Origin of the sequence: Auritidibacter sp. NML130574 (genome assembly GCF_003185725.2) — a bacterium.
Classification (GTDB): domain Bacteria; phylum Actinomycetota; class Actinomycetes; order Actinomycetales; family Micrococcaceae; genus Auritidibacter; species Auritidibacter ignavus.
The window spans coordinates 1,974,943-1,999,286 of sequence record NZ_CP031746.1; the positions used below are offsets into that span (position 1 = coordinate 1,974,943).

19 protein-coding genes and 1 CRISPR repeat array are annotated in these 24,344 nt (G+C 59.0%); of the genes, 4 read left to right on the forward strand and 15 right to left on the reverse strand.

The genetic code is table 11. From position 1 onward, the window contains the following. Window positions 1–137 precede the first annotated feature (137 nt). Window positions 138–1,040 carry a Cof-type HAD-IIB family hydrolase gene (locus tag DCC27_RS08955; protein WP_233488056.1) on the reverse strand — a complete coding sequence of 301 codons (903 nt, stop codon included), beginning with the start codon at window positions 1,038–1,040 and terminating at the stop codon, window positions 138–140. Continuing rightward, the gene (locus DCC27_RS08960; protein WP_233242979.1) at window positions 1,037–1,999 is read right to left on the reverse strand and encodes a carbohydrate kinase; all 963 of its coding nucleotides are present in this window, start codon (window positions 1,997–1,999) and stop codon (window positions 1,037–1,039) included. Before DCC27_RS08960 ends, DCC27_RS08955 begins: the two co-directional genes overlap by 4 nt. 91 nt (window positions 2,000–2,090) lie before the next feature. On the opposite strand from DCC27_RS08960, the gene DCC27_RS08965 reads away from it, so the two are divergent. Further along, window positions 2,091–3,419 (forward strand): uracil-xanthine permease family protein, encoded by a 1,329-nt coding sequence (locus DCC27_RS08965; protein WP_110101490.1) that lies wholly within the window; start codon window positions 2,091–2,093, stop codon window positions 3,417–3,419. Window positions 3,420–3,432: 13 nt separating this feature from the next. On the opposite strand, the gene DCC27_RS08970 is transcribed toward DCC27_RS08965, so the two are convergent. The 3 genes from DCC27_RS08970 to DCC27_RS08980 are packed head-to-tail and all read right to left on the reverse strand — an operon-like array spanning window position 3,433 to window position 5,896. Beyond that, window positions 3,433–4,122 (reverse strand): LysR family transcriptional regulator substrate-binding protein, encoded by a 690-nt coding sequence (locus DCC27_RS08970; RefSeq protein WP_110110700.1) that lies wholly within the window; start codon window positions 4,120–4,122, stop codon window positions 3,433–3,435. Window positions 4,123–4,154: 32 nt separating this feature from the next. Continuing rightward, window positions 4,155–5,063, reverse strand: a complete 909-nt coding sequence (locus tag DCC27_RS08975) for an Lrp/AsnC family transcriptional regulator (RefSeq protein WP_110101489.1) — start codon at window positions 5,061–5,063, stop codon at window positions 4,155–4,157. Next, complete coding sequence (locus DCC27_RS08980) at window positions 5,060–5,896, reverse strand: nitrilase-related carbon-nitrogen hydrolase (RefSeq protein WP_110101488.1); 837 nt, start codon at window positions 5,894–5,896, stop codon at window positions 5,060–5,062. Before DCC27_RS08980 ends, DCC27_RS08975 begins: the two co-directional genes overlap by 4 nt. Before the next feature lie 272 nt (window positions 5,897–6,168). Here DCC27_RS08980 and speB point away from each other — a divergent pair, with 272 nt between their 5' ends. Genes speB through DCC27_RS08995 form a run of 3 tightly spaced genes read left to right on the forward strand, consistent with a single transcriptional unit; the run spans window position 6,169 to window position 10,288 of the window. Beyond that, complete coding sequence (speB, locus tag DCC27_RS08985) at window positions 6,169–7,128, forward strand: agmatinase (RefSeq protein ID WP_110101487.1); 960 nt, start codon at window positions 6,169–6,171, stop codon at window positions 7,126–7,128. Between the two features lie 53 nt (window positions 7,129–7,181). Further along, window positions 7,182–8,951, forward strand: a complete 1,770-nt coding sequence (locus DCC27_RS08990; RefSeq protein WP_233488053.1) for an NAD(P)/FAD-dependent oxidoreductase — start codon at window positions 7,182–7,184, stop codon at window positions 8,949–8,951. Next, the gene (locus DCC27_RS08995) at window positions 8,948–10,288 is read left to right on the forward strand and encodes a YjiH family protein (protein WP_210403467.1); all 1,341 of its coding nucleotides are present in this window, start codon (window positions 8,948–8,950) and stop codon (window positions 10,286–10,288) included. Before DCC27_RS08990 ends, DCC27_RS08995 begins: the two co-directional genes overlap by 4 nt. Before the next feature lie 145 nt (window positions 10,289–10,433). Here DCC27_RS08995 and DCC27_RS09000 read toward each other — a convergent pair whose 3' ends face one another. The 10 genes from DCC27_RS09000 to DCC27_RS09045 all read right to left on the reverse strand — a co-directional run bounded on the left by DCC27_RS09000 (window position 10,434) and on the right by DCC27_RS09045 (window position 24,300). Continuing rightward, window positions 10,434–10,625: a methylated-DNA--[protein]-cysteine S-methyltransferase gene (locus DCC27_RS09000; RefSeq protein ID WP_110110701.1), complete on the reverse strand. Its 192-nt coding sequence runs from the start codon at window positions 10,623–10,625 to the stop codon at window positions 10,434–10,436. A gap of 137 nt (window positions 10,626–10,762) precedes the next feature. Continuing rightward, a CRISPR array of direct repeats spans window positions 10,763–14,330; the repeat unit is 29 nt; unit sequence GGGCTCATCCCCGCTCGCGCGGGGAACAC. 49 nt (window positions 14,331–14,379) lie between these two features. Continuing rightward, a complete protein-coding gene (cas2e, locus tag DCC27_RS09005) occupies window positions 14,380–14,745 on the reverse strand; it encodes a type I-E CRISPR-associated endoribonuclease Cas2e (protein ID WP_110110702.1) in 366 nt (121 codons plus the stop codon). Beyond that, the gene (gene cas1e / locus DCC27_RS09010) at window positions 14,742–15,683 is read right to left on the reverse strand and encodes a type I-E CRISPR-associated endonuclease Cas1e (protein WP_110110703.1); all 942 of its coding nucleotides are present in this window, start codon (window positions 15,681–15,683) and stop codon (window positions 14,742–14,744) included. Before cas1e ends, cas2e begins: the two co-directional genes overlap by 4 nt. Further along, window positions 15,670–16,371, reverse strand: a complete 702-nt coding sequence (cas6e, locus tag DCC27_RS09015; protein ID WP_110110704.1) for a type I-E CRISPR-associated protein Cas6/Cse3/CasE — start codon at window positions 16,369–16,371, stop codon at window positions 15,670–15,672. Before cas6e ends, cas1e begins: the two co-directional genes overlap by 14 nt. Beyond that, window positions 16,368–17,069 carry a type I-E CRISPR-associated protein Cas5/CasD gene (cas5e, locus tag DCC27_RS09020; protein WP_110110705.1) on the reverse strand — a complete coding sequence of 234 codons (702 nt, stop codon included), beginning with the start codon at window positions 17,067–17,069 and terminating at the stop codon, window positions 16,368–16,370. Before cas5e ends, cas6e begins: the two co-directional genes overlap by 4 nt. Further along, the gene (gene cas7e, locus DCC27_RS09025; protein ID WP_110110706.1) at window positions 17,066–18,211 is read right to left on the reverse strand and encodes a type I-E CRISPR-associated protein Cas7/Cse4/CasC; all 1,146 of its coding nucleotides are present in this window, start codon (window positions 18,209–18,211) and stop codon (window positions 17,066–17,068) included. Before cas7e ends, cas5e begins: the two co-directional genes overlap by 4 nt. A gap of 37 nt (window positions 18,212–18,248) precedes the next feature. Further along, window positions 18,249–18,893, reverse strand: coding sequence for a type I-E CRISPR-associated protein Cse2/CasB (gene casB, locus DCC27_RS09030; protein ID WP_110110707.1), 645 nt, complete (start codon window positions 18,891–18,893; stop codon window positions 18,249–18,251). Continuing rightward, a complete protein-coding gene (casA, locus tag DCC27_RS09035) occupies window positions 18,893–20,563 on the reverse strand; it encodes a type I-E CRISPR-associated protein Cse1/CasA (RefSeq protein ID WP_110110708.1) in 1,671 nt (556 codons plus the stop codon). The genes casB and casA overlap by 1 nt, the downstream gene beginning before the upstream one ends. Next, window positions 20,553–23,468, reverse strand: a complete 2,916-nt coding sequence (gene cas3, locus DCC27_RS09040; protein WP_110110709.1) for a CRISPR-associated helicase Cas3' — start codon at window positions 23,466–23,468, stop codon at window positions 20,553–20,555. Before cas3 ends, casA begins: the two co-directional genes overlap by 11 nt. 307 nt (window positions 23,469–23,775) lie before the next feature. Continuing rightward, entirely contained in the window at window positions 23,776–24,300 is a 525-nt protein-coding gene (locus DCC27_RS09045) for a methylated-DNA--[protein]-cysteine S-methyltransferase (protein WP_110110710.1), read from the reverse strand. Window positions 24,301–24,344 lie beyond the last annotated feature (44 nt).

The following is a 24,344-nucleotide window of genomic DNA, read 5'->3' on the forward strand; positions in this document are numbered from 1 at the left end:
CGTAAAGTCGCCACGACACCAGCTTGAACATCAGACCCTGCTACGACGATGCAATCCTTCAAATCTGAACTACGACAATCCATTCATGCTCAACAACATGAGGCACGGCACTTGCCCCGCTCTCGATAAAGAAGATCCTAGGTGGGTAGGTGCATCAAATGCTCGATCACCGCGGCCACCCCGTCATCGTCACAGTCCGCGGTGACCGCATTGGCGGCTGCTTTCAGCTCGGGGTGTCCGGAGCCGACCGCGTACCCGGTGCCGGCCCAGCGAATCATTTCCACATCATTGAGCTGGTCGCCGAAGGCCACGACCTCGTTGGCGTGGACTCCCAGCGAGGTGGCGTAATCGGCCAGGGTCGCGGCTTTATTCACGTCGGCCCGCGAGATCTCCAACAAGGGTTGGCCGGGGGCCGAATGGGTCACGGTCACGGTGGTACCCAGGTGTGCGCGCACCCTGGCCAAGAGCTGGTCGGGTTCCCGGTCGGGAACGCGGACCATGAACTTCAGCACCCCGGGATGCTCGTCCAAGCCGTCAATGGTGCGCGGGTAGTGGTGCAACCCTCCGGGGTGATATCCACTGGGGTCCTCGGGGTGGTCATCTCGAAAGCCGGCCTCTACCACGAAGCCGGTCAGGGTTTCAAATCCACACCGAGCTCCGGGTTCGATCCGGCGGAGCTCCTCGTAGACGGCGACCACACTCGCTACCGGGATCGGGTGGGCCTCCAGCACGGTCTCAGAGCTCAAGTCATAGATCACCGCCCCGTTAGAACAGATCGCCGGCCCGTTCAGAGTCGCGACGAGTCCGGACATCCACCGCATGGGTCGGCCGGTCACAAAGACCACCGGGATGCCGGCTTCTTGGGCGGCCTGAAAGGCAGCGGTGGTGCGCGGGGTGATGACCGACCCACCGGCGGGGTGACGGTAGGAGATGATGGTGCCGTCGAGATCGGAGGCGATCAGGCCCGGCCGGCGCACGGGATGGCCCGTCGCGTCACGCTCGACGGATTCCCCGTGCGGGCTCAGGCCATCCCGGTTCACGGTAAGCCCTGCGGGTCGATGCCGGCAACCTGTAGCGCTGCCAGGAGTTCTGCGGTCTCGGGTGGGTTGGCTCCCGGCCGGGAGCTGGTGATCGCCGAGGCGTGTGCGGCGATGCGCACCGCGTGCTGGGCGGCGCTGGTGGAAAGTCGGTGGATGCCCGCACGATCGCCGAGCACCTGGTGCAACGCCCACAACAATGCGGCGGTGAAGGAATCTCCGGCCCCGACGGTGTCGGCGACCTGTACCGGGACGATCGGCATCTCAAAAATCTCCCCGTCAGCACAACATCCGAGAATGGTGCGGGCGCCTCGGGTGACAATGACGAGTCCCGGCCCGCGGGCCGCCCAATCGCGCAGGGAGTCGGTGATCTCGCGGTGCGGATACAGCCAGGTGAGGTCTTCATCGGAGGCGTGGACGATATCGGTCAAGCCCACGATCTGTTCGGCCCGCTGCCGGTAGGCCTGCCGATCGGGCAAAATGGTGGGCCGGCAGTTGGGGTCGTAGCTGATGGTGGCGTGCTCGCGCACAGCGGTCAGAGCTCTCAGCACCGTGGCGGCTCCAGGTGCTAACACAGTACCGATGGATCCCACGTGAGCGTGATCGAGCTCGGCTCCGCCGGTGGCGGTGGCGAAGTCGGTGACCAAGGTCTCGGGCACCTCCCAGTTCAGGTCGAACTCATAGGAGGCCACTCCGGAGGGGTCGAGGTAGGCCCGGGCCACGGAGGTGGTCTCCACCCGCTCGAGCACCGGTTTCACGCCGTGAGTGCTCACGTGCTGATCGATCAAATCACCGAACTCGTCCCGACCCCAGCGACCGGCAAAAAAGACATCGTGACCCAGTTTGGCCAGCCCGACGGCCACGTTCAGCGGCGATCCGCCCGGAAAGGCTCGTTGTTCGGCGGTATCCGAGATCACCACATCAACGAGTGCTTCACCAATCACGCCCAATTGTTTACTCACGGGGTTAACGCTACCGGAGAAAGTCACGCCGGGTGAGAATGGGCTACAATCGAGCCGATCTGATCACAGCACTCGTGCATAAGGGGAGGCCATGGCCGGCACTTTGAGACAGAAACTCGGACTCACCTGGAGACTCCATGGCGATGGACGGCACATTCGTCCCGGTGAAGTGGTGCTACCAGAAGAGCGGTTGCGCTGGCCGTTGACCATCGGGGTCGGAGTGCAACACGTGATGGCCATGTTCGGTGCGACTGTGCTGGTGCCGACGCTGACCGGGTTTCCGGCGACCACTGCCCTGTTTTTCTCCGCAGTGGGCACGGTGCTGTTTTTGCTCCTGACCGCCGGGCGGGTGCCCAGCTACCTGGGATCCTCCTTTGCCTTCATCGCACCCATTACCGCCGCCACCCAGGCCCATAACATGTATGCCGCCATGGGCGGGGTACTCATCGCCGGGGTCACCTTATTCTTAGTGGGCCTGGTCGTCCATCAGGTCGGTACCGGCTGGATTCACGCGCTCATGCCACCGGTGGTGATGGGCACCATTGTGGCTCTGATCGGTTTGAATCTGGCCGGGTCCACGACCGAGGCCATGGTGGAGGTACCGCTGACGACTTTCGGTACCACCGCGGCGGTGGTAATTGCTGCGGTGTTATTCCGCGGGATGCTGGGGCGACTCTCGATTTTGATCGGCATTGTCACCGGGTATCTCCTGGCCCTGGTCCAGCGGCAGATCGATTTTTCCCCGGTGGAGCAGGCCGACTGGCTGGGGGCGCCACCCTTCCATACCCCGGAATTCCACCTAGACGTGGTGTTCCTGTTTGTTCCGGTGGTGTTCGTGTTGGTGGCCGAGAATATCGGCCACGTGCGCACCGTGGGGCTGATGACCCGGGAGAATCTAGACAGCTACAACGGTCGAGCCCTGATGGCCGACGGGCTCGCCACCACGCTCTCGGGTGCCGGCGGTGGGGTGGGTAATACCACCTACGCCGAAAATATTGGTGTGATGGCCTCCTCGAAGGTGTACTCCACCGCCGCCTACTGGGTGGCGGCCACGGTGGCCTTCGCGCTGGCGTTCTTCCCCAAGTTCGGGGCCCTGATTGCCACCATTCCACCGGGGGTGGCCGCCGGGGCCGGGATCATTCTCTATGGCATGATCGGCATCATGGGAGCCCGGATTTGGGTGCAGAATTCGGTGGACTTCTCCAACACCATTAACCTCATGGCCGCCGGGGCCGGGCTGATCGTGGCCATTGCCGACCCGCAGATTTCGATGGCCGGTGCCCAGTTTGGTGGCATCGCGCTGGGTACTGGCACCACGCTGATCGTCTTCCATCTGATGACGCTGATCGCCAAACTTCGCGATACCGAACCGGTCGAAGACGAGGAATTTTCCCCAGCCGAGCCCGGCCGGCTGGGCTAGGTCCAGTAAGGGGCTAGGTCCAGCGCTGGGAGGAGGGCCGGCGGCCTTTGGTGACCCCGATGAAGTCTTGAATCAGCGGGGAATCTAGGTCTCGTCGCCAAGCTAGCCCAACCTGCCAGCCCGGATGCGCCGTGGTGGGCAGGGTCAGCGTTCGTTTGACCCCGAACATGCGTGCCACCGAGGCCGGCAACAGCGTGAAGCCGGTGCCTGTGGCCACGATCTCGATCGCCATGCGCTCCCCGGAGCCGGGAACCTCCGGTGGCTCCAGGGCATCAGGGGCAACCGGTGGAGCGAAGCCGGCAGGGTCCAGGAACCCCTCGGTGAGCTCCTCAGCAGGAATGGGCCCATCGGCCTGCGGGTCCCAGGCGGCCAGCAGGTGATCGAGGCAGACCACAATGACCGGTTCTTCTTCGTATAACGACACCAGGTGCACCTCATCGGGGTCGAGCCCGTGGGCGGTGACCAGCTGGTGCCAGCTGGCATCGCGTCTCCAGCGCAGGTAACCCAACTGTGGAATACCGCGGACCGTGCCGTCTGGGCCCGGTTGTAAAAACAGGGTTTGCGAGGACTCGTCGTGATTGACCAATTGTACTCTGCGCGTCGAGCCATCGGAGGTGAACCGGTGCACCCATTTCGAGGGGGTTGCCCCGGGAATGGTGGACAAAAACAGGGTCTGGGCCACATCGGCAGACTGTAAGGACATGGGTTCAGTTTAAAAGACGGCGGCCCCACAGCTCAGCTCCGCAGAGAGGACAGTGAGGACACGGATCGGCCGTAGTCCTCTTTAACGGTGTGCAGGTGGAACCAGGTGGTCATCCGGTGGACCGCATCCAGGGCGCGCAGTCGCTCGAGCCGGGCGAATAGTTCGGGTGGGGAGCCACCGGAGACGGTGGCGATCAGATCATATCCGCCCAGGGTGAGCGCGGTGAATTCGGTCTCGGGACTGTCGGCCAGTGTTGTCAGCACGGAGGATTCATCGCCGCCGAGGTTGAGTCCGACACCGACTTTCACCCGGGCGGAGCCGGCGTCTTGGCGCACCACGGCGCTGATCTTCAGGATCCGGGCCTGCAGCATCCGGTGCACCCGAGCCCGCACCGCGGTTTGGGACAGTCGCACCCGCTCGGCAAGATCGCGGTAACTGGTGCGACCGTCAACGTTCAATTGCTCAATCAGAGCGGCATCGATATCGTCGACGGTGACCTCACCGGTGAAGTGCGAGGCGAAGGTGCCACGAATGACGTCGGTGTAGAGGTTCACCCGCACGGTATCGGCCCCGGGGAGCCCGCGAATCCAGCACAGCGTTTCGCGTAGCGCGGTTTGGTCGGTGGCGCGGATCTCGGCCACCAGATCCACCGGCCCCGAAGTCGCTGAGACCAGTGGGATCTCGGGGCGCGCACATAGCCCCTCGGTCAGTCCGGTGAGATCTCCCTGGCCGGTGATCGAGACATGGGCCAGGGCGCGATCGCCGACAAAGGCCGGGTCGGCCGCGGCCACGATGCGCATTTCGCCCGAATCGAGCAGAGCTCGCACCCGTGTCGACACCAAGCTACGGGGGACACCGAGTCGGGTGGCCAGCTGCCGGTAGGTGGCCCGGCCGTCTTCGCGCAAGGCTTGAATCAGGGCGTCGTCGAGGTCGGGGGTCATGACTGGGTGGCAGGATCGTTCCGGGCGCACTGCGACAAACTGCCGGTGTCCCAGTGGCGATAGATCTCGGGGCGACGATCCTGCAGGTACCACGGTCCCTCGGGTCCGGGCTGCGGGCGGGCGGGGACGTGAACCACGACGAGCCCCGGTTCGTCCTGCAGCGCACCAAGCACCGCGCCGTCGGGACCGGCCACTACGCTGCGTCCTTTAAAGTCCCATCCGTCTGCAGTGCCCACGTGATTGGCGTAGGCGACCGTCATCCGGTTTTCGAGCGCTCGGGTCGGAATCACCAGGTGCGGGATCTCCGGAAAATCACCGGCCAAAGCGGTGGGTACCAGCAAAACATCCGCGCCGGCGGCGGCCACCGCCCGGGCCATCTCGGGGAACTCAATGTCGTAGCACACGGCCAACCCCACCTGTCGTCCGTCGAACTCCACCACCGGTGGGGCTTGGGTTCCGGCCTGGAACGCGGCGTTCTCCTCCGGGCCGAAGAGATGAACCTTCTGATAATGCGCGCGCCGGGTGCCGGTGGCGTCCACCAGGGTGGCGGTAATTCCCCGACAGGCGGGGTCTTCATCCCCGGGCAGGCTGTAAACGAGTCCGATGCGATAACGGCGAGCAATGTCTGCCAGCTCACCGTGGGCGAAGGCAACGTCTGCGGGGCTGATCTGGTCGCGGATGCGCTGCGGTGCGTATCCGACCACGAATAATTCCGGGGTGAGTAGTAGCGCGGCATCCTGGGCTGCGGCGGTGTCGGCAGCGATCTCAATCAGTGCGAGATTGTGCTCGATCTGTCCTGGCTTAGCGGTCTGCTGGAACACGGCGATGCGCATGGTCCCATTATGCCTACCGACCGCTATAGTGCTCAGAACCCGATCATCCAACACGCCGAATTCGGCGCAGACGAGCCTCAAGGTGAACACATCGTGCGTGAAATGTCTCTGAACCGGTGCTTTGGTGCGCACTATCGTGGGATATCGTGTCACATCCGCGCTCTAGCACGCGGATCGTACCCGTTTGTCACATTGCTGAGGCCAGAAACTGCGCTTAGTATTCGAGGGAACATATCTGTGCCACACATCACACCTGCAGCTGAGGAGACGCTATGGCGACGTCGCACCATTTTGAACCGATCGGCCCCCGTGACTCATCGCAGACCCCGCGCTACGCCGGAGCGGCCAACTTCGCCCTGTTACCCACTCTCGACGAGGTCGGTCACGCCGACATCGCGGTGGCCGGGGTACCCTTCGACACCGGTGTCAGCTACCGTCCCGGTGCCCGCTTTGGGCCCTCACACGTGCGTGAGTCCTCTCGCCTATTGCGTCCGTATAACCCGTCCCAAGATATCTCCCCGTTCGCTGTGGCTCAGGTCGCCGATGCTGGGGACATTGTGGCCAACCCGTTCAATCTCGACGAAGCCGTCGCCCAGGTGGCTGATGGTGCCCGCGAACTGCTCGAGCGCGCCGACCGACTGGTGTGCATTGGTGGCGACCACACCATCGCCTACCCCCTGCTGAAAGTCATGGCCGAGAAACACGGCCCGGTGGCGGTATTGCACGCTGACGCCCACCTGGACACGTGGGATACCTACTTTGGTGCCCCGGTCACCCACGGCACCCCGTTCCGTCGCGCCTCCGAGGAAGGATTCATTGACCTCACCGCGAGCGCACACCTGGGTACGCGTGGACCGCTGTACGGCAAGCACGATCTCGACGACGATGAGAAACTGGGTTTTCAGATCACCGGCAGTGTCTACATCGAAGAACACGGCATCGCTGCAGCAATTGAGCGTCTTCGCGCCCGGTTGGGCGACCGGCCCGTCTATATCTCCATCGATGTCGACGTGATGGACCCGGCCCACGCCCCCGGTACCGGCACGCCGGAGGCCGGCGGAATGACCAGCCGCGAGCTGCTTCGGGTCATCCGCTCGCTTTCTGATCTGAACATCGTGGGCGCCGACGTTGTTGAGGTGGCCCCGGCCTATGACCACGCTCAGCTCACTGGCATCGCTGCCAGCCACGTGGTGTATGAGCTGATCTCCTCCATGAGCATGTCATTGCGCTAAGACAGTGCTCCGCCCGCTGACCGACACTCCGACCACATCCCGAAAGGCTCACCATGAGTTCACCTGCTGAACAGCCTCCGCTGACGATGCTCAGCCCTGATTTCCCGTTTAGCTATGACCATTACTTGGCCCACCCGGCCGGGCTGGGTTCCGTTCCCGAATCGGCCTACGGCACCGAGGTGGCGGTCATTGGCGCCGGGCTTGCCGGCGTGATCACCGCCTACGAGCTGATGAAGATGGGACTCAAGCCCGTCGTCTACGAAGCCGGGGCCATTGGGGGCCGGCTGAAGTCCCAAGCTTTCGACGGTAACGACGACGTCGTCGTGGATTTAGGCGGGATGCGTTTCCCCGTCTCGGGTCGGGCCTTTTACCACTATGTGGACAAGTTGGGGCTGGAAACCCGCGCATTCCCGAACCCTCTGGCCGATGTCACTCCTTCCACTGTAGTGGAGCTGAAAAACCAGACGATCTATGCGGAATCCGCCGAGGATCTTCCCGAGTTCTATCAGCAGGTGGCCCGGGCGTGGAAACGCGCCTTGGTGGAGGACGCCGAGCTCGAAGCCGTACAAACCGCCATCCGGACCCGGGACACCGCCACGCTGAAGCGTCTGTGGAATGAGCTTGTCGCCACGCACGACGACACCTCGTTTTACGGGTTCCTCGCATCCTCCCAGGCGTTTGGTGAGCTGAGCTTCGAACACCTGGAGACCTTTGGCCAGGTCGGCTTCGGATCCGGTGGCTGGGATACCGATTTCACGAACTCGATCCTGGAGGTATTGCGTGTGGTGTTCACCGATGCCGATGACCAGCACCGTGGCATCGTCGGTGGGGCACAGCGCTTACCACTGGAACTCTGGGAGCACGCCCCCGAAGACCTGGTGTATTGGCCGGTCGGCACCTCCCTGGCCTCTCTGCATGCAGGCACCCCGCGAGGTGCGGTGACCGGCATCCATCAGGCTGAGAATCCAGAACTGTCCGGGGGCATCCGCATCAAGGAGAAGTGGGGTCGCACCCGCGAGTACGCTGCCGCGGTGGTGACCTGCCAGTCCTGGTTGCTCTCCAGCCGGATCGACACCGATGAGTCCCTATTTACCGCCGATATGTGGACCGCCATCGAAAAGAGCCACTACATGCTCTCCTCTAAGACCTTCGTGATGGTGGACCGCCCGTTCTGGCGCGATGTGGACCCGCAAACGGGGCGCCCGGCGATGTCGATGACGCTGACCGACCGGCTCCCCCGCGCGACCTACCTGCTGGATGATGGGCCCGATCAGCCCGCAACGATCCTGCTGTCCTACACCTGGAATGACGACGCGTTAAAGTGGTTGTCTTTGGATGCGTCTGAGCGCACCCGGCTGATGCTACACTCGCTCCACAAGATCTATCCCGGTCTGGATATCGGATCCCACATCGTCGGGGAACCGATCACCGTCTCGTGGGAGGCAGACCCGAACTTCATGGGCGCGTTCAAGAATAACCTGCCCGGGCATTACCGGTACCAGGAGCGGTTATTCGGCCACTTCATCCAAGACGACCTGGCGGAACACCAGCGCGGGATCTTCCTGGCCGGTGACGATATCTCCTTCACCGCCGGCTGGGCCGAGGGCGCGGTGACCACCGCGTTGAACGCAGTCTGGGGCGTGGCCCACCACCTCGGCGGAGCCTGCGCCCCCGAGAACCCCGGTCCCGGGGACATGTGGGACGAGCTCGCTCCGGTGCGCCTCGACCGCATACACAACATCAACACCACTGATAACACTGATATGGCTTCGATGGCTTCCGGTTCGGCTCCATCGGGCAACACAAAGGACGGTATCCGATGAGTGAGATGTCGACGTCCACCCCCCACCCCGATGAGACGGCCCAGCCGACCCGTTCCCGGGCCTCCAGCACCTGGTGGTTCCTCCTCCCTTCGCTCCTCGGGGTGCTGATATTCATGGTTCCGGTACCCGATGGCGCCGGTTCCGTGACCATCCCGATCGCTTTTCTCTCCGATTCCCTGACCACCGCCCTCGGTGTTCTCGTGCCCTGGATCGTCGTCGCATTGGTCGCCATATCGGTGATCGGCACGTTGGTCTGGTGGACTGCGCGACCCGCCTTCCTGGATAACCACCTGGGTCGCACGCTATTCGACATCGGCTGGATGTGGATGACAGTACGCGTATTGGGCCTCGTGTTCGCGGTGCTCATCGTCCTGCAGCTCGGGCCAGAGCAAGTCTGGGGCGAGAACACCGGTATGGTGATCATGGATCTGGCCACGGTGCTGGTGTCGGTGTTCTTCCTGGCCGGCCTGTTACTACCGCTACTGTTGAACTTCGGATTGCTGGATTTTGTCGGTGCGCTGATGACCCGATTGATGCGCCCACTCTTCCGGTTGCCCGGTCGTTCCTCGGTGGTCTGCCTGAGCTCGTGGCTCGGAGACGGTTCCATTGGCGTGCTGATGGCCAACCAACAGTACGTGCAGGGGTACTACACCAAGCGCGAAGCTGCGGTATTGGGTACCACCTTCAATATTGTCTCGGTGACCTTTACTGTTGTGATCCTGGAATACCTGGGCCTACAGCACATGTTCCTGCCGTTTTACCTCACCATCGTTGTCGCCGGCCTCGTCGCCGGCGTCGTGATGGTGCGCATCCCACCACTGTCACGAATTTCCGATGACTACGCTGAAGGGGTAACTCCCCAGCCAGAAGAGACAGCTCCTCCACGGCGCGGGTTGCTGCGTCGGGCCTGGAATAACGGGCTCAAACGGGGCTGTGAGGTGCACTTGGGCTCAGTCCTCCGGCACGGATTCTCCAACGTCTTAGAGATGTGGGTCGTGGTCGTGCCCAGTATCCTCGCGATCGGTACCGCGTCGGTGATGCTTGCCGAACACACCCCGTTGTTCACCTGGTTGGGTACCCCGTTCATTCCGGTCCTGAACCTCATGCAGGTCCCGGAGGCCGAAGAGGCGTCGGCGACCATGCTGATCGGCTTTGCCGATATGCTCCTGCCGGCAGCCTTCGCTGCCTCGATTGACGCGGAGATGACCCGGTTCATCATTGGCGCCCTGTCAGTCACGCAGCTGATCTTCATGTCCGAGGTGGGTGGCATGTTGCTCGCCTCCCGGATCCCGGTGCGCTTCCACCATCTGGTGGCGATTTTTTGCTACGCACCCTGATCACACTGCCCGTTATCGTCGCGATCGCCCACCTGTTCTACTAATCAACACGATCCAGCGAGCGTGTCATCACCACCCCGGAGGCCACAGTGCTCCGGGGTGGTGATTGCTATCCGGCCTATCGTGGTACTCGATGTGCTCAAGTTCACGCTCGGGCACTGGACTCCAGCTCTAATAGGTACCGTTTCCAATCCTCTCCCCCGCGATAGCCACCGAACCCTCCGGAACCGGGCACCACACGGTGGCACGGCACCAGAATCGGCAACGGATTACTAGAACAACCCGCACCCACCGCACGAGCTGCACCCCCGGCATCTAGCTGATCACGAATAGTCAGTCACGCCCCGAGGGCACATCCCTTCGGGAGGGAACCGCAGGAATGGTGGAATGGTTAAGGCCGTCATGACCCCGACAAGTTGTGCGGCACATGTGACCACGCAGACGATCGTGTCGGTCAATGCACGGACAGGAGACACCCTGATCCCCGCTCGCGCGGGGAACACCATGACAGGTAGGCATTTGACCAAAACAGATTGGCTCATCTCCGCTTGCGCGGGGAACACAAACGCCGACTTATCAACACCCAAAGCATACCGGGCTCATCCCCGCTCGCGCGGGGAACACTGGGACAATCGTCGTCGGCAGTTGCGTGCCGGGGGCTCATCCCCGCTCGCGCGGGGAACACGAATCAGCGCGAGCAGGCCGTCACAGCGGCAGGGGCTCATCCCCGCTCGCGCGGGGAACACGATGATCGCAGCTAGGGTCTCGATGCTGGGCAGGGCTCATCCCCGCTCGCGCGGGGAACACTGCTACGAGTACCAGGCCTGCGAAACCGGCACGGGCTCATCCCCGCTCGCGCGGGGAACACCTCCTCTTGCTCGGCCTGAGTCTTCTCCTCGACGGCTCATCCCCGCTCGCGCGGGGAACACTTCTCGGCGTCGCCCCATTTGGCGGACCGTGTAGGCTCATCCCCGCTCGCGCGGGGAACACTGCTGCTGGCGTCGTAGGGGCAGTCAGGGATCGGGCTCATCCCCGCTCGCGCGGGGAACACCGGACTTGCCACCCACTGGCAAGTCGTGTACTGGGCTCATCCCCGCTCGCGCGGGGAACACGGCGACGTCTTCCGCGATCAGCCCAGGTATGCGGGCTCATCCCCGCTCGCGCGGGGAACACGTACTTGGCGTGCTTCCGGGGTGCCCCAGCGTGGGCTCATCCCCGCTCGCGCGGGGAACACGGCGTAACACCGTCTGTGCGCACTGAGAAAGCGGGCTCATCCCCGCTCGCGCGGGGAACACGTGTCGGAGAGCCTGCCGAGACCTTGGTTGGGGGGCTCATCCCCGCTCGCGCGGGGAACACGTTCGTGATTGCCTGCCGTAAGTCTGTGAGTTGGGCTCATCCCCGCTCGCGCGGGGAACACCGGGTAGGGGTCGCGCTTTTTGTTGTCTGGTTGGGCTCATCCCCGCTCGCGCGGGGAACACTCCAAGGTGCCATCGGTGAATACGCGATGATCGGGCTCATCCCCGCTCGCGCGGGGAACACAACGGGTCACACCACCAGCGGACACACGCACAACGGCTCATCCCCGCTCGCGCGGGGAACACCCGTCACCGCACGGCCGGTAGTTCCCAGCGTGGGGCTCATCCCCGCTCGCGCGGGGAACACCATTCATAGATCGGCTCGGTCGAACCATCCGGGGGCTCATCCCCGCTCGCGCGGGGAACACGTTTTTCCCGCCTTCGTGGACCGTCCAGTGGCGGGCTCATCCCCGCTCGCGCGGGGAACACCGCCTTAGCGGACCCGCTGGCGCGTGAGGAGCGGGCTCATCCCCGCTCGCGCGGGGAACACTCTTGCTTCTGCCCCTCGGTGCCTGGTCGCTGGGGCTCATCCCCGCTCGCGCGGGGAACACCTTATGCCAGTGGTTGAGCTTTTGCTTGGCGCGGGCTCATCCCCGCTCGCGCGGGGAACACTGTGGGGCGGTTCTTCTTTTTCAGTGTTTGGTGGGCTCATCCCCGCTCGCGCGGGGAACACCCGGCTTCCAACCCCCGCACATCGCGCCGCACCGGCTCATCCCCGCTCGCGCGGGGAACACCGGCAACCGTCTATTACAAGCGGGCATTATCGGGGCTCATCCCCGCTCGCGCGGGGAACACGCGCCGGTCGTGAATAAACGCGTGTCTGTGTCGGGCTCATCCCCGCTCGCGCGGGGAACACCTAGGTAGGACTTGTGTTGCCACGCGATCCCAGGGCTCATCCCCGCTCGCGCGGGGAACACCACGGCCGGTAGTTCCCAGCGTGGTTCAGCTGGGGCTCATCCCCGCTCGCGCGGGGAACACCAGCTGGCGGTTTGGCCACATCTCTGTTAGCTGGGCTCATCCCCGCTCGCGCGGGGAACACCTCTAAAATTGCCCATCGATGGTGTCACCTACGGGCTCATCCCCGCTCGCGCGGGGAACACCAGGTGCGCACGATCAGTAATTGTTCGATGCTGGGCTCATCCCCGCTCGCGCGGGGAACACGGTCGTAAGGAGCCTATTAGTGAATATAATCAGGGCTCATCCCCGCTCGCGCGGGGAACACCGTGCCGAGGTTACGAAAGAGCATAATGCCAAGGGCTCATCCCCGCTCGCGCGGGGAACACACAACCGGCGAGGATGGTACGCGGACGGTGGTGGGCTCATCCCCGCTCGCGCGGGGAACACGAAGGCGACAAAGCACAACAAATCCGGCAAGGGGGCTCATCCCCGCTCGCGCGGGGAACACAAAAGCAGGCTCTTGAAAATGTTTTGGCAAGGGGGCTCATCCCCGCTCGCGCGGGGAACACGTGATGACCTGACTCTACGGATGCATAATACCCGGCTCATCCCCGCTCGCGCGGGGAACACTGATAAGGACCAGCGGAGGGGATCATCGACAAGGGCTCATCCCCGCTCGCGCGGGGAACACCGCAGAATCCTTCGTATCATGCGATGTTTTCCGGGCTCATCCCCGCTCGCGCGGGGAACACCTCCCAGAACTCGCGTCCGGCTTGCATGAGCTGGGCTCATCCCCGCTCGCGCGGGGAACACGCCCACACTTCACGCCACACCGCCAGCGCGTCCGGCTCATCCCCGCTCGCGCGGGGAACACTCTCGTCGGAACAAATCGCCCAAGGAACAAAAGGGCTCATCCCCGCTCGCGCGGGGAACACTTTTCTATTCGGTAGCGTGCGTACCACGACAGGGGCTCATCCCCGCTCGCGCGGGGAACACTTGCATGTACCGTATCCACCCGATCATGTCGTCGGCTCATCCCCGCTCGCGCGGGGAACACCGAATATCACCGGGTTTCACCATTTGGGCAACGGGCTCATCCCCGCTCGCGCGGGGAACACCTCAAGCCTGCCTAACCTGCGAGACAGCTCCCGGGCTCATCCCCGCTCGCGCGGGGAACACTTCCTTGATGCGGTGCGTGCCAACCGTGTCATGGGCTCATCCCCGCTCGCGCGGGGAACACTTTTTGGAGTATTCGCGTGATAAGCACCAGTGGGGCTCATCCCCGCTCGCGCGGGGAACACTGACAAGCTTGAAGAGCAGATGATTCAGGCCGGTGGCTCATCCCCGCTCGCGCGGGGAACACCGAAACTGGACCAGGGAAACCTCAGTGCTCTCAGGCTCATCCCCGCTCGCGCGGGGAACACGGTGACTTTTTTCAGTGGGTGTGGAATAACCTGGGCTCATCCCCGCTCGCGCGGGGAACACTCACTTCACGTTCACGCCCATCAACCGTGAGTGGGCTCATCCCCGCTCGCGCGGGGAACACGTTTTGATCTGTGGTAGCACATCAGCTAGCAGGGGCTCATCCCCGCTCGCGCGGGGAACACTGCTACCACTGCGCCAACACGGTCCGTGACCAGGGCTCATCCCCGCTCGCGCGGGGAACACCTCTGAGTAATAACAGTCGTTGACTTCGGAAGGGGCTCATCCCCGCTCGCGCGGGGAACACGGGCAAACCGAGTGGGAGACCAAGACCATCCTGGGCTCATCCCCGCTCGCGCGGGGAACACACTTCCTGACTAGGAAGAACTCCGTCTTCATAGCACAGATGCATTCACTTTACTCAAATTCTTTACGCCATGCAGGCCGTTTTGCTTTCTCACTTATTCTCGCAATACTCCATGATCTCTTCTCCGATGCTGTAATCTCATAGGTCTTGGGACGCTTCACGAGTTTCACCCCATCGAAGTCCTTGACCTGCCAAGGATGACCGTGCAGCTTGAAGGCTAACTTTTGTTCTCCATCCGAGCTATGAACGAGTATCGCCTTACCTGTCCCAACGTGTTCAGTCACCCGCTCCCAGAGTTTTTCTCGCACCCTACGAGATGGGTTGCCCACATACACGCCCGGGCTAATCTCCAAAAGCCACTTGGTGATATCTCCACGTAATGACGTCGGCGCGGCCGTCAGAACAAGCACCATCATCCGGGGCTCCCATAATTAAGACCACCTGCGACCTTACGGTCAGAAATACCAGCCCAGAGCGACAAATTATCGTCCTGCATCCACTGCATATCACCTACTTCCTCTTCGAGAAGATAGGCAATATCCCGGGCGCAGCGTTCAAGCAGACGGTGAGAAACCACTGCGTTACGAATTTCTCGTCTCACGTCACCCGTGAGGTCGGCTCCTTGTCTTGAGGCAACTTCGAAGGCAATCGGAACAACGATGTCAGTTTTGTACAGATCAGCAATGTCGTACACGAACGAACGGTCATTTCCATTGTGCACAAACCCTAGACCAGGCGAGCACCCAAGCGCCACGATGACAGAATGTACTATTCCGTACATGCAACTATTGCCAGCTGTCAGCGCTTTATTCAAATCATCCGAAGCATCAAAATCTTCCGGATCAAAAGACCGCCTTTCCCAGGACATATCGTATCGACTCGCATGCCATCGATAAGCAGAGCGTACACGAGCTCCTTCCCGCCCTCTGAGCTGTTGCATCGTTAATGAAGACACGTTTTCGCCCGGAAACCGCATGTCATACATTTTTCGGGCAACTGCAAGACGAGTTCGGCTATTTGAGACTAGTTTTGCCTGTTTCTCAAGAAGTCTGGTGGAACGGGCTAACGAACGGCCATTCGCATAGTAACGGACGCCGTTCTCCCCAACCCAGACGACGCTAACACCGCTATCTCCGAGTAGCGCCATGGCCGCATAGGACACCCGAGTTCCGGGGCCCAGCATCAAGACGCCTAAAGAGGCAGCAGGAAGATGCACCACTCCCGCATTGTCCGTCGCCGTAATAGCATTTGCATCGCGGTGCACGACACAACGCTCAAGATAAATGAATGACAAGCGGTCCGACACGCGTGCAACATCGGGCGCTTCTAACTTTTTCTTACTAACTGAGGCCATTCGGCTCAATTCGTCGCAGAGTCAACAGACCTCCCCCATAGGCACGGCCACGACCGATACCTTGGACAAGAACTTCGCGCAATTCGTCAGCGTTTTCTACGGTCAACGATCCATCGAACTGAACGAGACGCAGAGTAATACGTTGGCGAGCGCGATTCGTCCCGGATACTCGAGACTTTGCAAAACGATGGTCTAGCCGTTCCGTAACCGCAAGGTCCGGTATCGCACCTGCGCCGTCTTGGACATTCAGTGAGAAACCATGCTTGTGTGCTCGCTCCAGTAGCCAACGCTTCTGATGCTCAACGCCAACGTGTGGCACGATCTTGCCACGCTTGCCTTCACCTCGGCTCAGCGCTTTAACTGGGTTTGCGACCAACCGAAAAGCCCATTTTTGTCCGTTATCCAACTTGCTTAGAAAAGTTGAATAGTCTGCTGTATCCCATTCCTGACCATCCCATCCTGCTTGCTCCACGATGTGTCTCATATCTGGCTTAATGGGACTAACCACGTAAAGCGTTTGTCGGTATCTGTCTTTGTCAAGACGCCATAGCACCCTTCCTGTGGACTTATCGATGCCGTCAGGCGGAAAACAACCTTCCACAGCAGCGTGCATTGCTTGACGGTTGGTGAGAAAGAGCCTTCCCCCTCGAGTCCGCGGGTTAATGTAGATTCTGCTCAAAAACGTCATGCGTCGATCACCGCTTCCCAAAAGGGATCCTTTAGAACTGTCCCAAATTCATTTTCGACATTAACGGGTGCCGGCGAAGTCACGGTCCTCCAACGATAGTCTCGGAAAGTCTGGTCGAAACTGACCGGAATATCTCGCACTCGTTCTTCAACTATCTCGCTCTGCAACGCATCACGGTAGAGAGGAAGTTCCACGGTTTTCGGCCGGGTTTTCTTATGACGCTGTGAGGCCATCCAAGGCTGAGACCGGAGAACTTCTTCGACGTCGCCATCCCGTATACCAATGACCAAGTCAGGAGAAACTGGACAATTCCGCCTTCCCAGATACAGCGGGAAAACCGGAGCACGAACAGCATCTTCTAGGCGTCTGAGAACCTGTTCCTCCCCACCAATAGAAACTACGAACAAGGCGTCAGCAAGGTAATAACGCTGGGACAGTCTCGCGTTACTTTGCTTATTCCAATCGATTGCGGTTTGGTAGTCCCGAAGTAGCGAGCCAGGCTGGTCCACCCGTACTCCGAAATCCAGAGCCACTAAATCCTCTAACGAATCTGACCTTCGCCGTCCTTGCGCGGCAGCAAGTAGCCCCAGCGTTCCTGATTTAGTCGGCACGTGGTGAGTCTGTCTGATTCCATATCTACTGTCTGCGCCCCATGATTGGAGAGGGCCTTTGAACTGTAATAACAAACACTTACTCATAGATAAGCATCCAATTCGAAACGCACGTTGCCGACCAATTCTGAAAGAGTCGACAATTCACCGAGTTGGGTAGCGGTCTCCGCGATCGAGCGAGCGGCGAGCACCCAAGATTTAGTTGGGGACATCCCATACATTTCTTCCAGACCACGTTCTTCGTCGACCAGCCGGCGAACAGTCTCGTGTCGACGTCCTCCGTCTGCGTCCCCCAGCACGGGTTCTTCAAATGCGTTCACGTAAGACACCGGGCGGTCATTTCGAAGTGACACCACCACCAGCTCGGGAAGAGTCTGATTTGCGAAGGTGTTGATTTTCCCGGAAGGCAGCGATTGAATAAACGCCTGGATAAATGCTTCAACAGCCGCTTTCGTGACCTCTGCGTCACCAAGGTTTGCAAGCAAACTATCCACGGAAACGGTGGCATATCGATAGAGAGTTGAGGACATCATTTGCACGGTGCCGATCATGCCAGCCCCGGTCTCCTCCGCATCTTCGACCTCATCATCCACCGCAGTAAAGTAATCAAACTCCGGTTCCGAGGGTCCAACGCCTATGGCATGTGCCACCTGGACTGCTGCGTCTACGTTATACGCTGGCTCATCTGCAATCATGCGACCAAACATAGCGATATCAACAGAGTGGTCCTGATCAAGTAGCGGGTCCACCACTTTCTTGGTCCATTTTTGATCGGGGTCTTCCAAAATTGCGCGAGCAACGTTCGTGATCTGCTGGTCGCTCAAGAAGATCAAGTATCGACTTTGCGGAAGCTCTGTTAAATCTTCGTTATCTGTTTCTGATTTTTTATCTTTCTTTTCTACAGTAATTTTTCCAGCCTTGAGAATCGCCTCTGCAATTTCTCCGATGCGTTCGGCAGACCAGTCAGATTCATCCAAGCCACGTTCTACGACAAGCTCCTGTGTTCGAACGACAATCTTGCTGATCACTCTCTTGGTACGAACTCCGAGTTGGTCCTGAGGCAGCCGTTCCTTGAAATCTTTTCGAATTGCCCGCTTCCAAGCTTGCGAAGACACTCGATGCCGGGGAACACCTCCGAAGGTGGCTGTCTTTGGAGCGCCTGTCTCGTCCCTGTTGATATTGCTCGGTGGCACAGTCTGAATTGCATGAAGATCAATGTAAAGTGTCATTTCAAACCTTTCATAAGATAGGAGTAGTTAGTGTTATTCAGTTGGCGTGATCTTGTTTTTGAGGTCGCAGTGCACGCGCGTAGGAGCGCCCCCACTGAACAAGAACTGCTTGACGTCGTTTTGGGAGACGTAAGCGGATAAGATCTTCCGCCAGGCGACCATAGTCCTGCGGAATATGATGCGCGTTCAACAAGCTCACGAGCGCGCGCAGGTGGTATTGCAAACTCTTGGGATCACGAGCCACCATCAACGCATCGAGGCGCCCCTTGATCGAACCGCTCTCGGCCCGTTGAGCTAGGGTTCCTACCGCTCTACCTAAATCGATACCTGGCTCGTGCATGAGTTTGCGCTCAGATTGCTGATGCAGGGCAAACATGGAAATCGATACTGCCGCAGCCCACTCGCTGGTCGATAATTCGGGCCCCTTACCGACTGCTGACTCTGGAAGATTCATGAGAACCTCTTCCGCTATAGTTGCCCAGCTCATCGGATTCTCACCCGGTTGCTCTCCAGCAGCACGGCGTAGTCGGGCAAGGGTTGCGCGGCTATGAGATAAAGACCGCGGATTATTTCCGAGCAGTCCGGAGCCCAGCCGATAAGCTGCAGAGCTGACGGCTTTGTAAACCGTGGGCGTCGTTTCCGTTTCCTCGGAAGTACTCCGAGATTCTGTTACTTCTGTCATTATTTAGCACCTACCTTCTGCACCTCATTTTCGGCAGTTTTATTTTGTGTTTGTGTCAATGTGTTGATACGTCGTGAGAATTGATCCCAGGCTGTTACGGCGCTCTTCAACAATCCGTTCTCGTCATGCCATCCGAGGAGAGCTTTCTCGCCAGCGCCACGAACGAGCACTTGTGCCTCTGGATAAACCAGTTTCCTGACGAGATCGAGCCACTGTTGTCGGTACTCTGCAGGGTCTACGTCGAGCGAAAAGTTTTCCACCCACTTCTTGAACGGCTCATTTAGCTCCGTCAAAAAGCGCTCTGTTGCTTCGGCGCTGAATGCGTACTCTCCGCCAGCTGCTTCAAGAAGGTTGCCAGCGAATTGACCTAACGAGGTTGCTACGTCCATCGTTCGTTGCGCAGCGGTTATAAGCATCTCTGATGAGGTTGCGTCCCTAGCGGCCAGAGTCGCCAACTTCATCGGAAGTTCTTCATGAATTGTCTGCTTATAACTCGAGCTTTGCGGACCGTATTCAACCCCGACCAATTCAATTCCAACAGACGCTTGTGCATCTTCTTGGAGCCCATTTTCGGGGTCGCGCAACCACCGAATGGTCTCCGGTTGCAAATCTGCAGTATTGTCTAAATCTTCTATCGCGCCCGTCCTCGTTAACAGTGCTTCGATGCCACGCCACAGAGTTCGTGACGCATTGTGGGTTTTTGGAAACCGTACAACCGACCTTTTCGTCGACTGTTGTTTGCTATACCGATATCCCGTCATAGGATCGTTAAACTGATTGCGCAGTTCGATCCGGTCACCGTTCGCGATCAAAATTCCAACAACATCTTCACCTTGATGAAATAGGCGCACGCGTCGAATCTGCCAGGTCAAGAGTTCGCACGGACCTCGAGGAATGTCTCTGCCATGTGTCTTCGCTGTATCGGGATCATCCCGTTCCCAAACCGGAACATCTTGGGCCATGCTGTCGCCGAACACCTTGGTTGGAACAGTGTTGAGTAAGAAAGTCTTGGCTAGATTCGGTCCATGGATGACGATAGCCCCGGAAGCACCGCTCCATCCGGTCCCGATGGGGTACCCTTTGCCACCTTTAACGCGCGGGTCACCCACGGCACCACTTTTGATTCCTGAATAATTCCAAGCTTGCAAGAACAATAACCAACGTGTGGCTTCGGAAGCATGGACAGAAGTTAGTTCATCTCCAGCTCGCATGGTGAAATAGTCACTTTCAGCGTCCGGCACCAGTTTTCTGATCCCTGCTGAGTACTCATCTTTTGGCGTCCTGAGGTCATGGACCTGCATAAATGGTCGCTGAGCGTCAAAGAGGTCAAATCGGCCATGCCACTTATCCAGGTACTCATCAATGACCTGTCCGAACGACTCCACGGTTTCCAAGGTGTATGCCTCACGCCACCACCGGTTTTTATCTGCACCCCTAAGGCTTGTGAGCAAATCGTCATCTCTATTGGCCCGCCAGTAGATGACCAGCAGAATTCGCAAGACTGCGAGATCTTGAGCGGGGGAATCTCCTAGGACTCTCCTGATTTCTGTGACTCGCTGAAAAAGCTCTCGAATGGACAACTGCGCAGTCGTGCCGTCGAGTAATTCGACCTTGATCCAGGCGCGATCAACAAGGTTGAATGACACCGTTTGGTGCGGATCACCCATCATTTTCCTCTCTTCCGTTCCTAGCCTGAGCTGTATCGTCTACTAGTCCCAGATCGATGTCGTATCGAAGTTGCCTGCCACATAATTCGGTGCGGTTTCTTTCATCCAGGTTTAATTGAAGTTGCCCTCTGAGCACGGGTGAATCTTGCCAGGCCTGGTCCGTTGCACCCTCTAATTCCGCGAGCGCTCTGTCGAACAAGTGCCAGTTGGAGAAGACATGTGGCAATCTGATGGAACTGGCAGCAATCGCTCTCGCACAGTTCTCATCGGGAGTCATCCCGTGAAACACTGGATCGAAGTCATCGCCGAAGACCTCCGTGATGAGTTCATAGCTTGCCGCGTTCACTTTTCTCGTCAGACACACTTCCAAGGACGGTTCCGTGTCACGAACTTGAGCTAAACCTGCTTCTTCGGAAACGGCATTCTTCTCGATGTCTGCAGTCTGTGTCGTCCATAAATCTCGAAAAGAAGTCGCAGACAACGGAGGCTTAAACATAAATGCCTTGGCCTTCTCCTGGGCAACTTCTTTAGCGGATAGGAGTTCTTCTCGTGCTTGTTCAAATTCCTCGGCCCAGCTTCCAGGGCCTAGGCACGACGATCCGTACGTCTGTGCCACAAGGTCAGGAATATCATCTGGTAAGGAAACCAACGGACGGTGGGTCCCACCCCTGTTTTTGAGTAGCGCCCAGGTGTTCATCAGGAGTGCTTTGTGATAGATGAGCTCCTGGGTGGTCTCGAAAACAGGTGGCTTGCTCTCATCGCCGTCGACCTCAAGTCCCCTAATTCCAATCTTGAGCTTTCTGGACCATTCCGGCCTGTCCCCTACCGGTCTCTCGTGTCGATGAACGCGACCAACTCGTTGAATAATCAGGTCCATAGGAGCTATATCGGTGACCAGAGCATCAAAATCCACGTCGAGGGATTGTTCAACGACTTGCGTTGCCACAACAATAAGACGATCAGGGCGTCCTTGCCTTCCAGTCTCCGAAGGTCCTAGAGCATCGACGAGGTTTTGTTCCTTCAACACTCGGTGGGCCGCTATAAATCGTGCGTGCAAGAGTTCGGCGTGGTCCCCAACTTTCGCACGCGCTAATCTGTATGCTTCTTGTGCACGCGTCACAGTGTTGCAAAGAACCAAGAGACAGCCTCCGTGCTCTGCCACCTGGTCCATGACCTCGCCAAGATCGTTCAATCTTTCACCAAGAGACTCAAATTCAAGGGCTCGTCCCGGACTGTTCTCTTGGTGAACCGGAAAAACCTCGATATCGTCTTTGTGTGCAACGGTTACTACCGGATAAGAGTCGCCCGACGACGTGACCGAAGCGGGATCGACAGGTTTTCCGGTCAACCCTTGCCGATAAGAAGCCATTAATTGAGCCTTCACTTCGTGGGGTAGCGTTGCCGAAAGCAATACCACTGGTGTCTGGTAGGCACCTAGCCACATCAAAACCCTGGATAAATAAGAGTTCATGTAGCTTGTATAGGAATGAACTTCGTCAATGATGACGACTTTGCTTGCAATTCCGAGATGTCTCAGCATTGCGTGTTTAGACTGTAGGCCCATCATCAACACCTGATCTACAGTGCCCACCACAAAATTAGACAAAATGCCCTTCTTGCGGCCATGAAGCCACTGATGCGCAATCACATTTTCAGGCGTTTCAGCCAGCGACGTGTGAGAATCTTTGTTGGTACTGTTGCTGTCAACACCGATCGCAGTCAGGTGTCGTTGCTTCTGTGCAAGCTCCTCTGCGTCAGGGTTTAAGTAGTTTTTTGAGTGACCAAGATATAGTGACGCGACACCGTCTACACCAACGAAGGATTGGGCCCAACGTCTAACCCGACGGAACAACGCATCGGACGTTGCCATCGTCGGGGCAGCTACCATAACACCGCTACGACCGGTTTGAGCCGCCAAAGTTTCTGCTGCCGCGAGTGCAGCTTCAGTTTTACCGCTTCCTGTATCGGCCTCAAGCGTGATGAGCTTTGGACCTTGAATGTCGCGGGCGATCTTGACTACCGCGCGCTGAGCATTACGCGGCTTTCTCTCGGGTGGCCAAGCAAATCGTTGTTGATACCCAGCAACTACGTCGTCAGGAAAAGCCTTGGCCGGTACAGCTTCAGTCAAGGCTAATTTTGCAATGGCTTCATTTCTCCGATGCTCCGACGTTTGCTCATCCGGTGGACTCAAAGGAAAAAAGAACTGGTTCGAGGCGATCCAGTCGCTCATAATCACCAGAGCGGTCAACAGCATCTGCTGAGGCGCACCGAGACTATCGGGCTCATCTGGCAGTCCTGAAGACACGTCGAACCCCGTTATCTCAGCGATATTCTCTATCATTTCCTGCTGAACTCTGACCCATTGTGCGTCCCTAGCGGGAGCGAAGGCCTTAGCTCGAGACTCTTGTCGTGCCGAGACCGGTAATCCATGGTGAGCACCGACTATTTCTGCGACTGCCAGAACAGCTGAATCCAACAATGGGCCCTCGCCCATAGCCAACCCACGGTGGCTACTCAACTGCGACATGAGACCGTAAAATGATCCGGTCGAGTGAGGATATTTGTCCTCGTTCGCTTCGGGATAATCGAGCATAAATCCCTGTTCAACGAGGCGATCGATATAATCCTGACCGTCCTGGCGCCCGAGTATCTGGGTTTGAAAGACGGGGTCCGCTTTGCCCAGGTCATGAACACCAGCGAGAAACGTCGTCAGTTGGCGAAGCCGAGACAGATTCAAGCCCGTTGATGTCGATAAGAAATCCTTAATCCCCGGCGCCAACCAGCTGTCCCACAAATATTCAGCCACAGCGGCCGAATCCATCATGTGTCGTGGCAAATTCATCCACGTGCCGGCGTCGGCGTCACCGGTCTTAGCCCAAAGAGCCCGGCTGTGAGCACTCCATTGCACTTGTGAGGCATTCAAAACTACTTATCCTGTCTGTCGCGTGAGTGAGACTACGTAATGGCTTCGCTCTTGAGCATATAGAGTCCTTCCGAGTTAATCAATAGCCCACAACCAACAATTACCATGTTCTTTATATGAAGGAGAGGTGAGCGTCCGATTCCTGCTACCGCAGGAAGCAGTCGGTAGGAAACTACCGCAACCGCCAATAACCATTGGCTCATCCTCGACACATCGAGGAAGAAGGACGTTCACACCCTCTGCTCTATAGAATACCCCTCACTCCGGGGCGAGGTGTGAAGATCAGTGTCTCTCAAGGCAACGGGCGATCGCCGGAGGACTCCAGCTCTAATAGGTACCGTTTCCAATCCTCTCCCCCGCGATAACCACCGAACCCTCCGGAAGCGGGCACCACACGGTGGCACGGCACCAGAATCGGCAACGGATTACTAGAACAACCCGCACCCACCGCACGAGCTGCACCCTCGGCATCTAGCTGATCGGCTACCTGCGCATAGGTCAGGGTCGTTCCGTAAGGAATATCGAGCAGGGCTCGCTGCACGCGGGCCAAAAAGTTCTCCGCTACCGGAAGCTCTATGGGGATGGTAAACGCTTCTCGCTCGCCCTGGAAGTACTCCGCTAATTGCGTCTCGGCTCGGTTCAGCACGCGTGAGGATTTCCGTTCCGTCGCGCCCGGGAAGCGTTCCTGAAGAAACTGCAACACTGCTTCGGAGTCGTCGACGAATTCTACGGCCAGTACGGTCTGAGCGTTCGCCACCAGGAGTAAAGGAGTCACCGGCGTCTCGATGACGCGATAGTACTGTCGTTCAGTGGTCATGATGCGCTCATCCTTCCAACTCGGCGCGTGGTAATCATCACATT

Coding starts and splice junctions, on each gene's coding strand:
- DCC27_RS08965 (WP_110101490.1), top strand. CDS start 2,091: ATGGCCGGCACTTTGAGACAGAAACTCGGACTCACCTGGAGACTCCAT.
- DCC27_RS08970 (WP_110110700.1), bottom strand. CDS start 4,122: ATGTCCTTACAGTCTGCCGATGTGGCCCAGACCCTGTTTTTGTCCACC.
- DCC27_RS08975 (WP_110101489.1), bottom strand. CDS start 5,063: ATGACCCCCGACCTCGACGACGCCCTGATTCAAGCCTTGCGCGAAGAC.
- DCC27_RS08980 (WP_110101488.1), bottom strand. CDS start 5,896: ATGCGCATCGCCGTGTTCCAGCAGACCGCTAAGCCAGGACAGATCGAG.
- speB (WP_110101487.1), top strand. CDS start 6,169: ATGGCGACGTCGCACCATTTTGAACCGATCGGCCCCCGTGACTCATCG.
- DCC27_RS08990 (WP_233488053.1), top strand. CDS start 7,182: ATGAGTTCACCTGCTGAACAGCCTCCGCTGACGATGCTCAGCCCTGAT.
- DCC27_RS08995 (WP_210403467.1), top strand. CDS start 8,948: ATGAGTGAGATGTCGACGTCCACCCCCCACCCCGATGAGACGGCCCAG.
- cas2e (WP_110110702.1), bottom strand. CDS start 14,745: ATGATGGTGCTTGTTCTGACGGCCGCGCCGACGTCATTACGTGGAGAT.
- cas1e (WP_110110703.1), bottom strand. CDS start 15,683: ATGGCCTCAGTTAGTAAGAAAAAGTTAGAAGCGCCCGATGTTGCACGC.
- cas6e (WP_110110704.1), bottom strand. CDS start 16,371: ATGACGTTTTTGAGCAGAATCTACATTAACCCGCGGACTCGAGGGGGA.
- cas5e (WP_110110705.1), bottom strand. CDS start 17,069: ATGAGTAAGTGTTTGTTATTACAGTTCAAAGGCCCTCTCCAATCATGG.
- cas7e (WP_110110706.1), bottom strand. CDS start 18,211: ATGACACTTTACATTGATCTTCATGCAATTCAGACTGTGCCACCGAGC.
- casB (WP_110110707.1), bottom strand. CDS start 18,893: ATGACAGAAGTAACAGAATCTCGGAGTACTTCCGAGGAAACGGAAACG.
- casA (WP_110110708.1), bottom strand. CDS start 20,563: ATGATGGGTGATCCGCACCAAACGGTGTCATTCAACCTTGTTGATCGC.
- DCC27_RS09045 (WP_110110710.1), bottom strand. CDS start 24,300: ATGACCACTGAACGACAGTACTATCGCGTCATCGAGACGCCGGTGACT.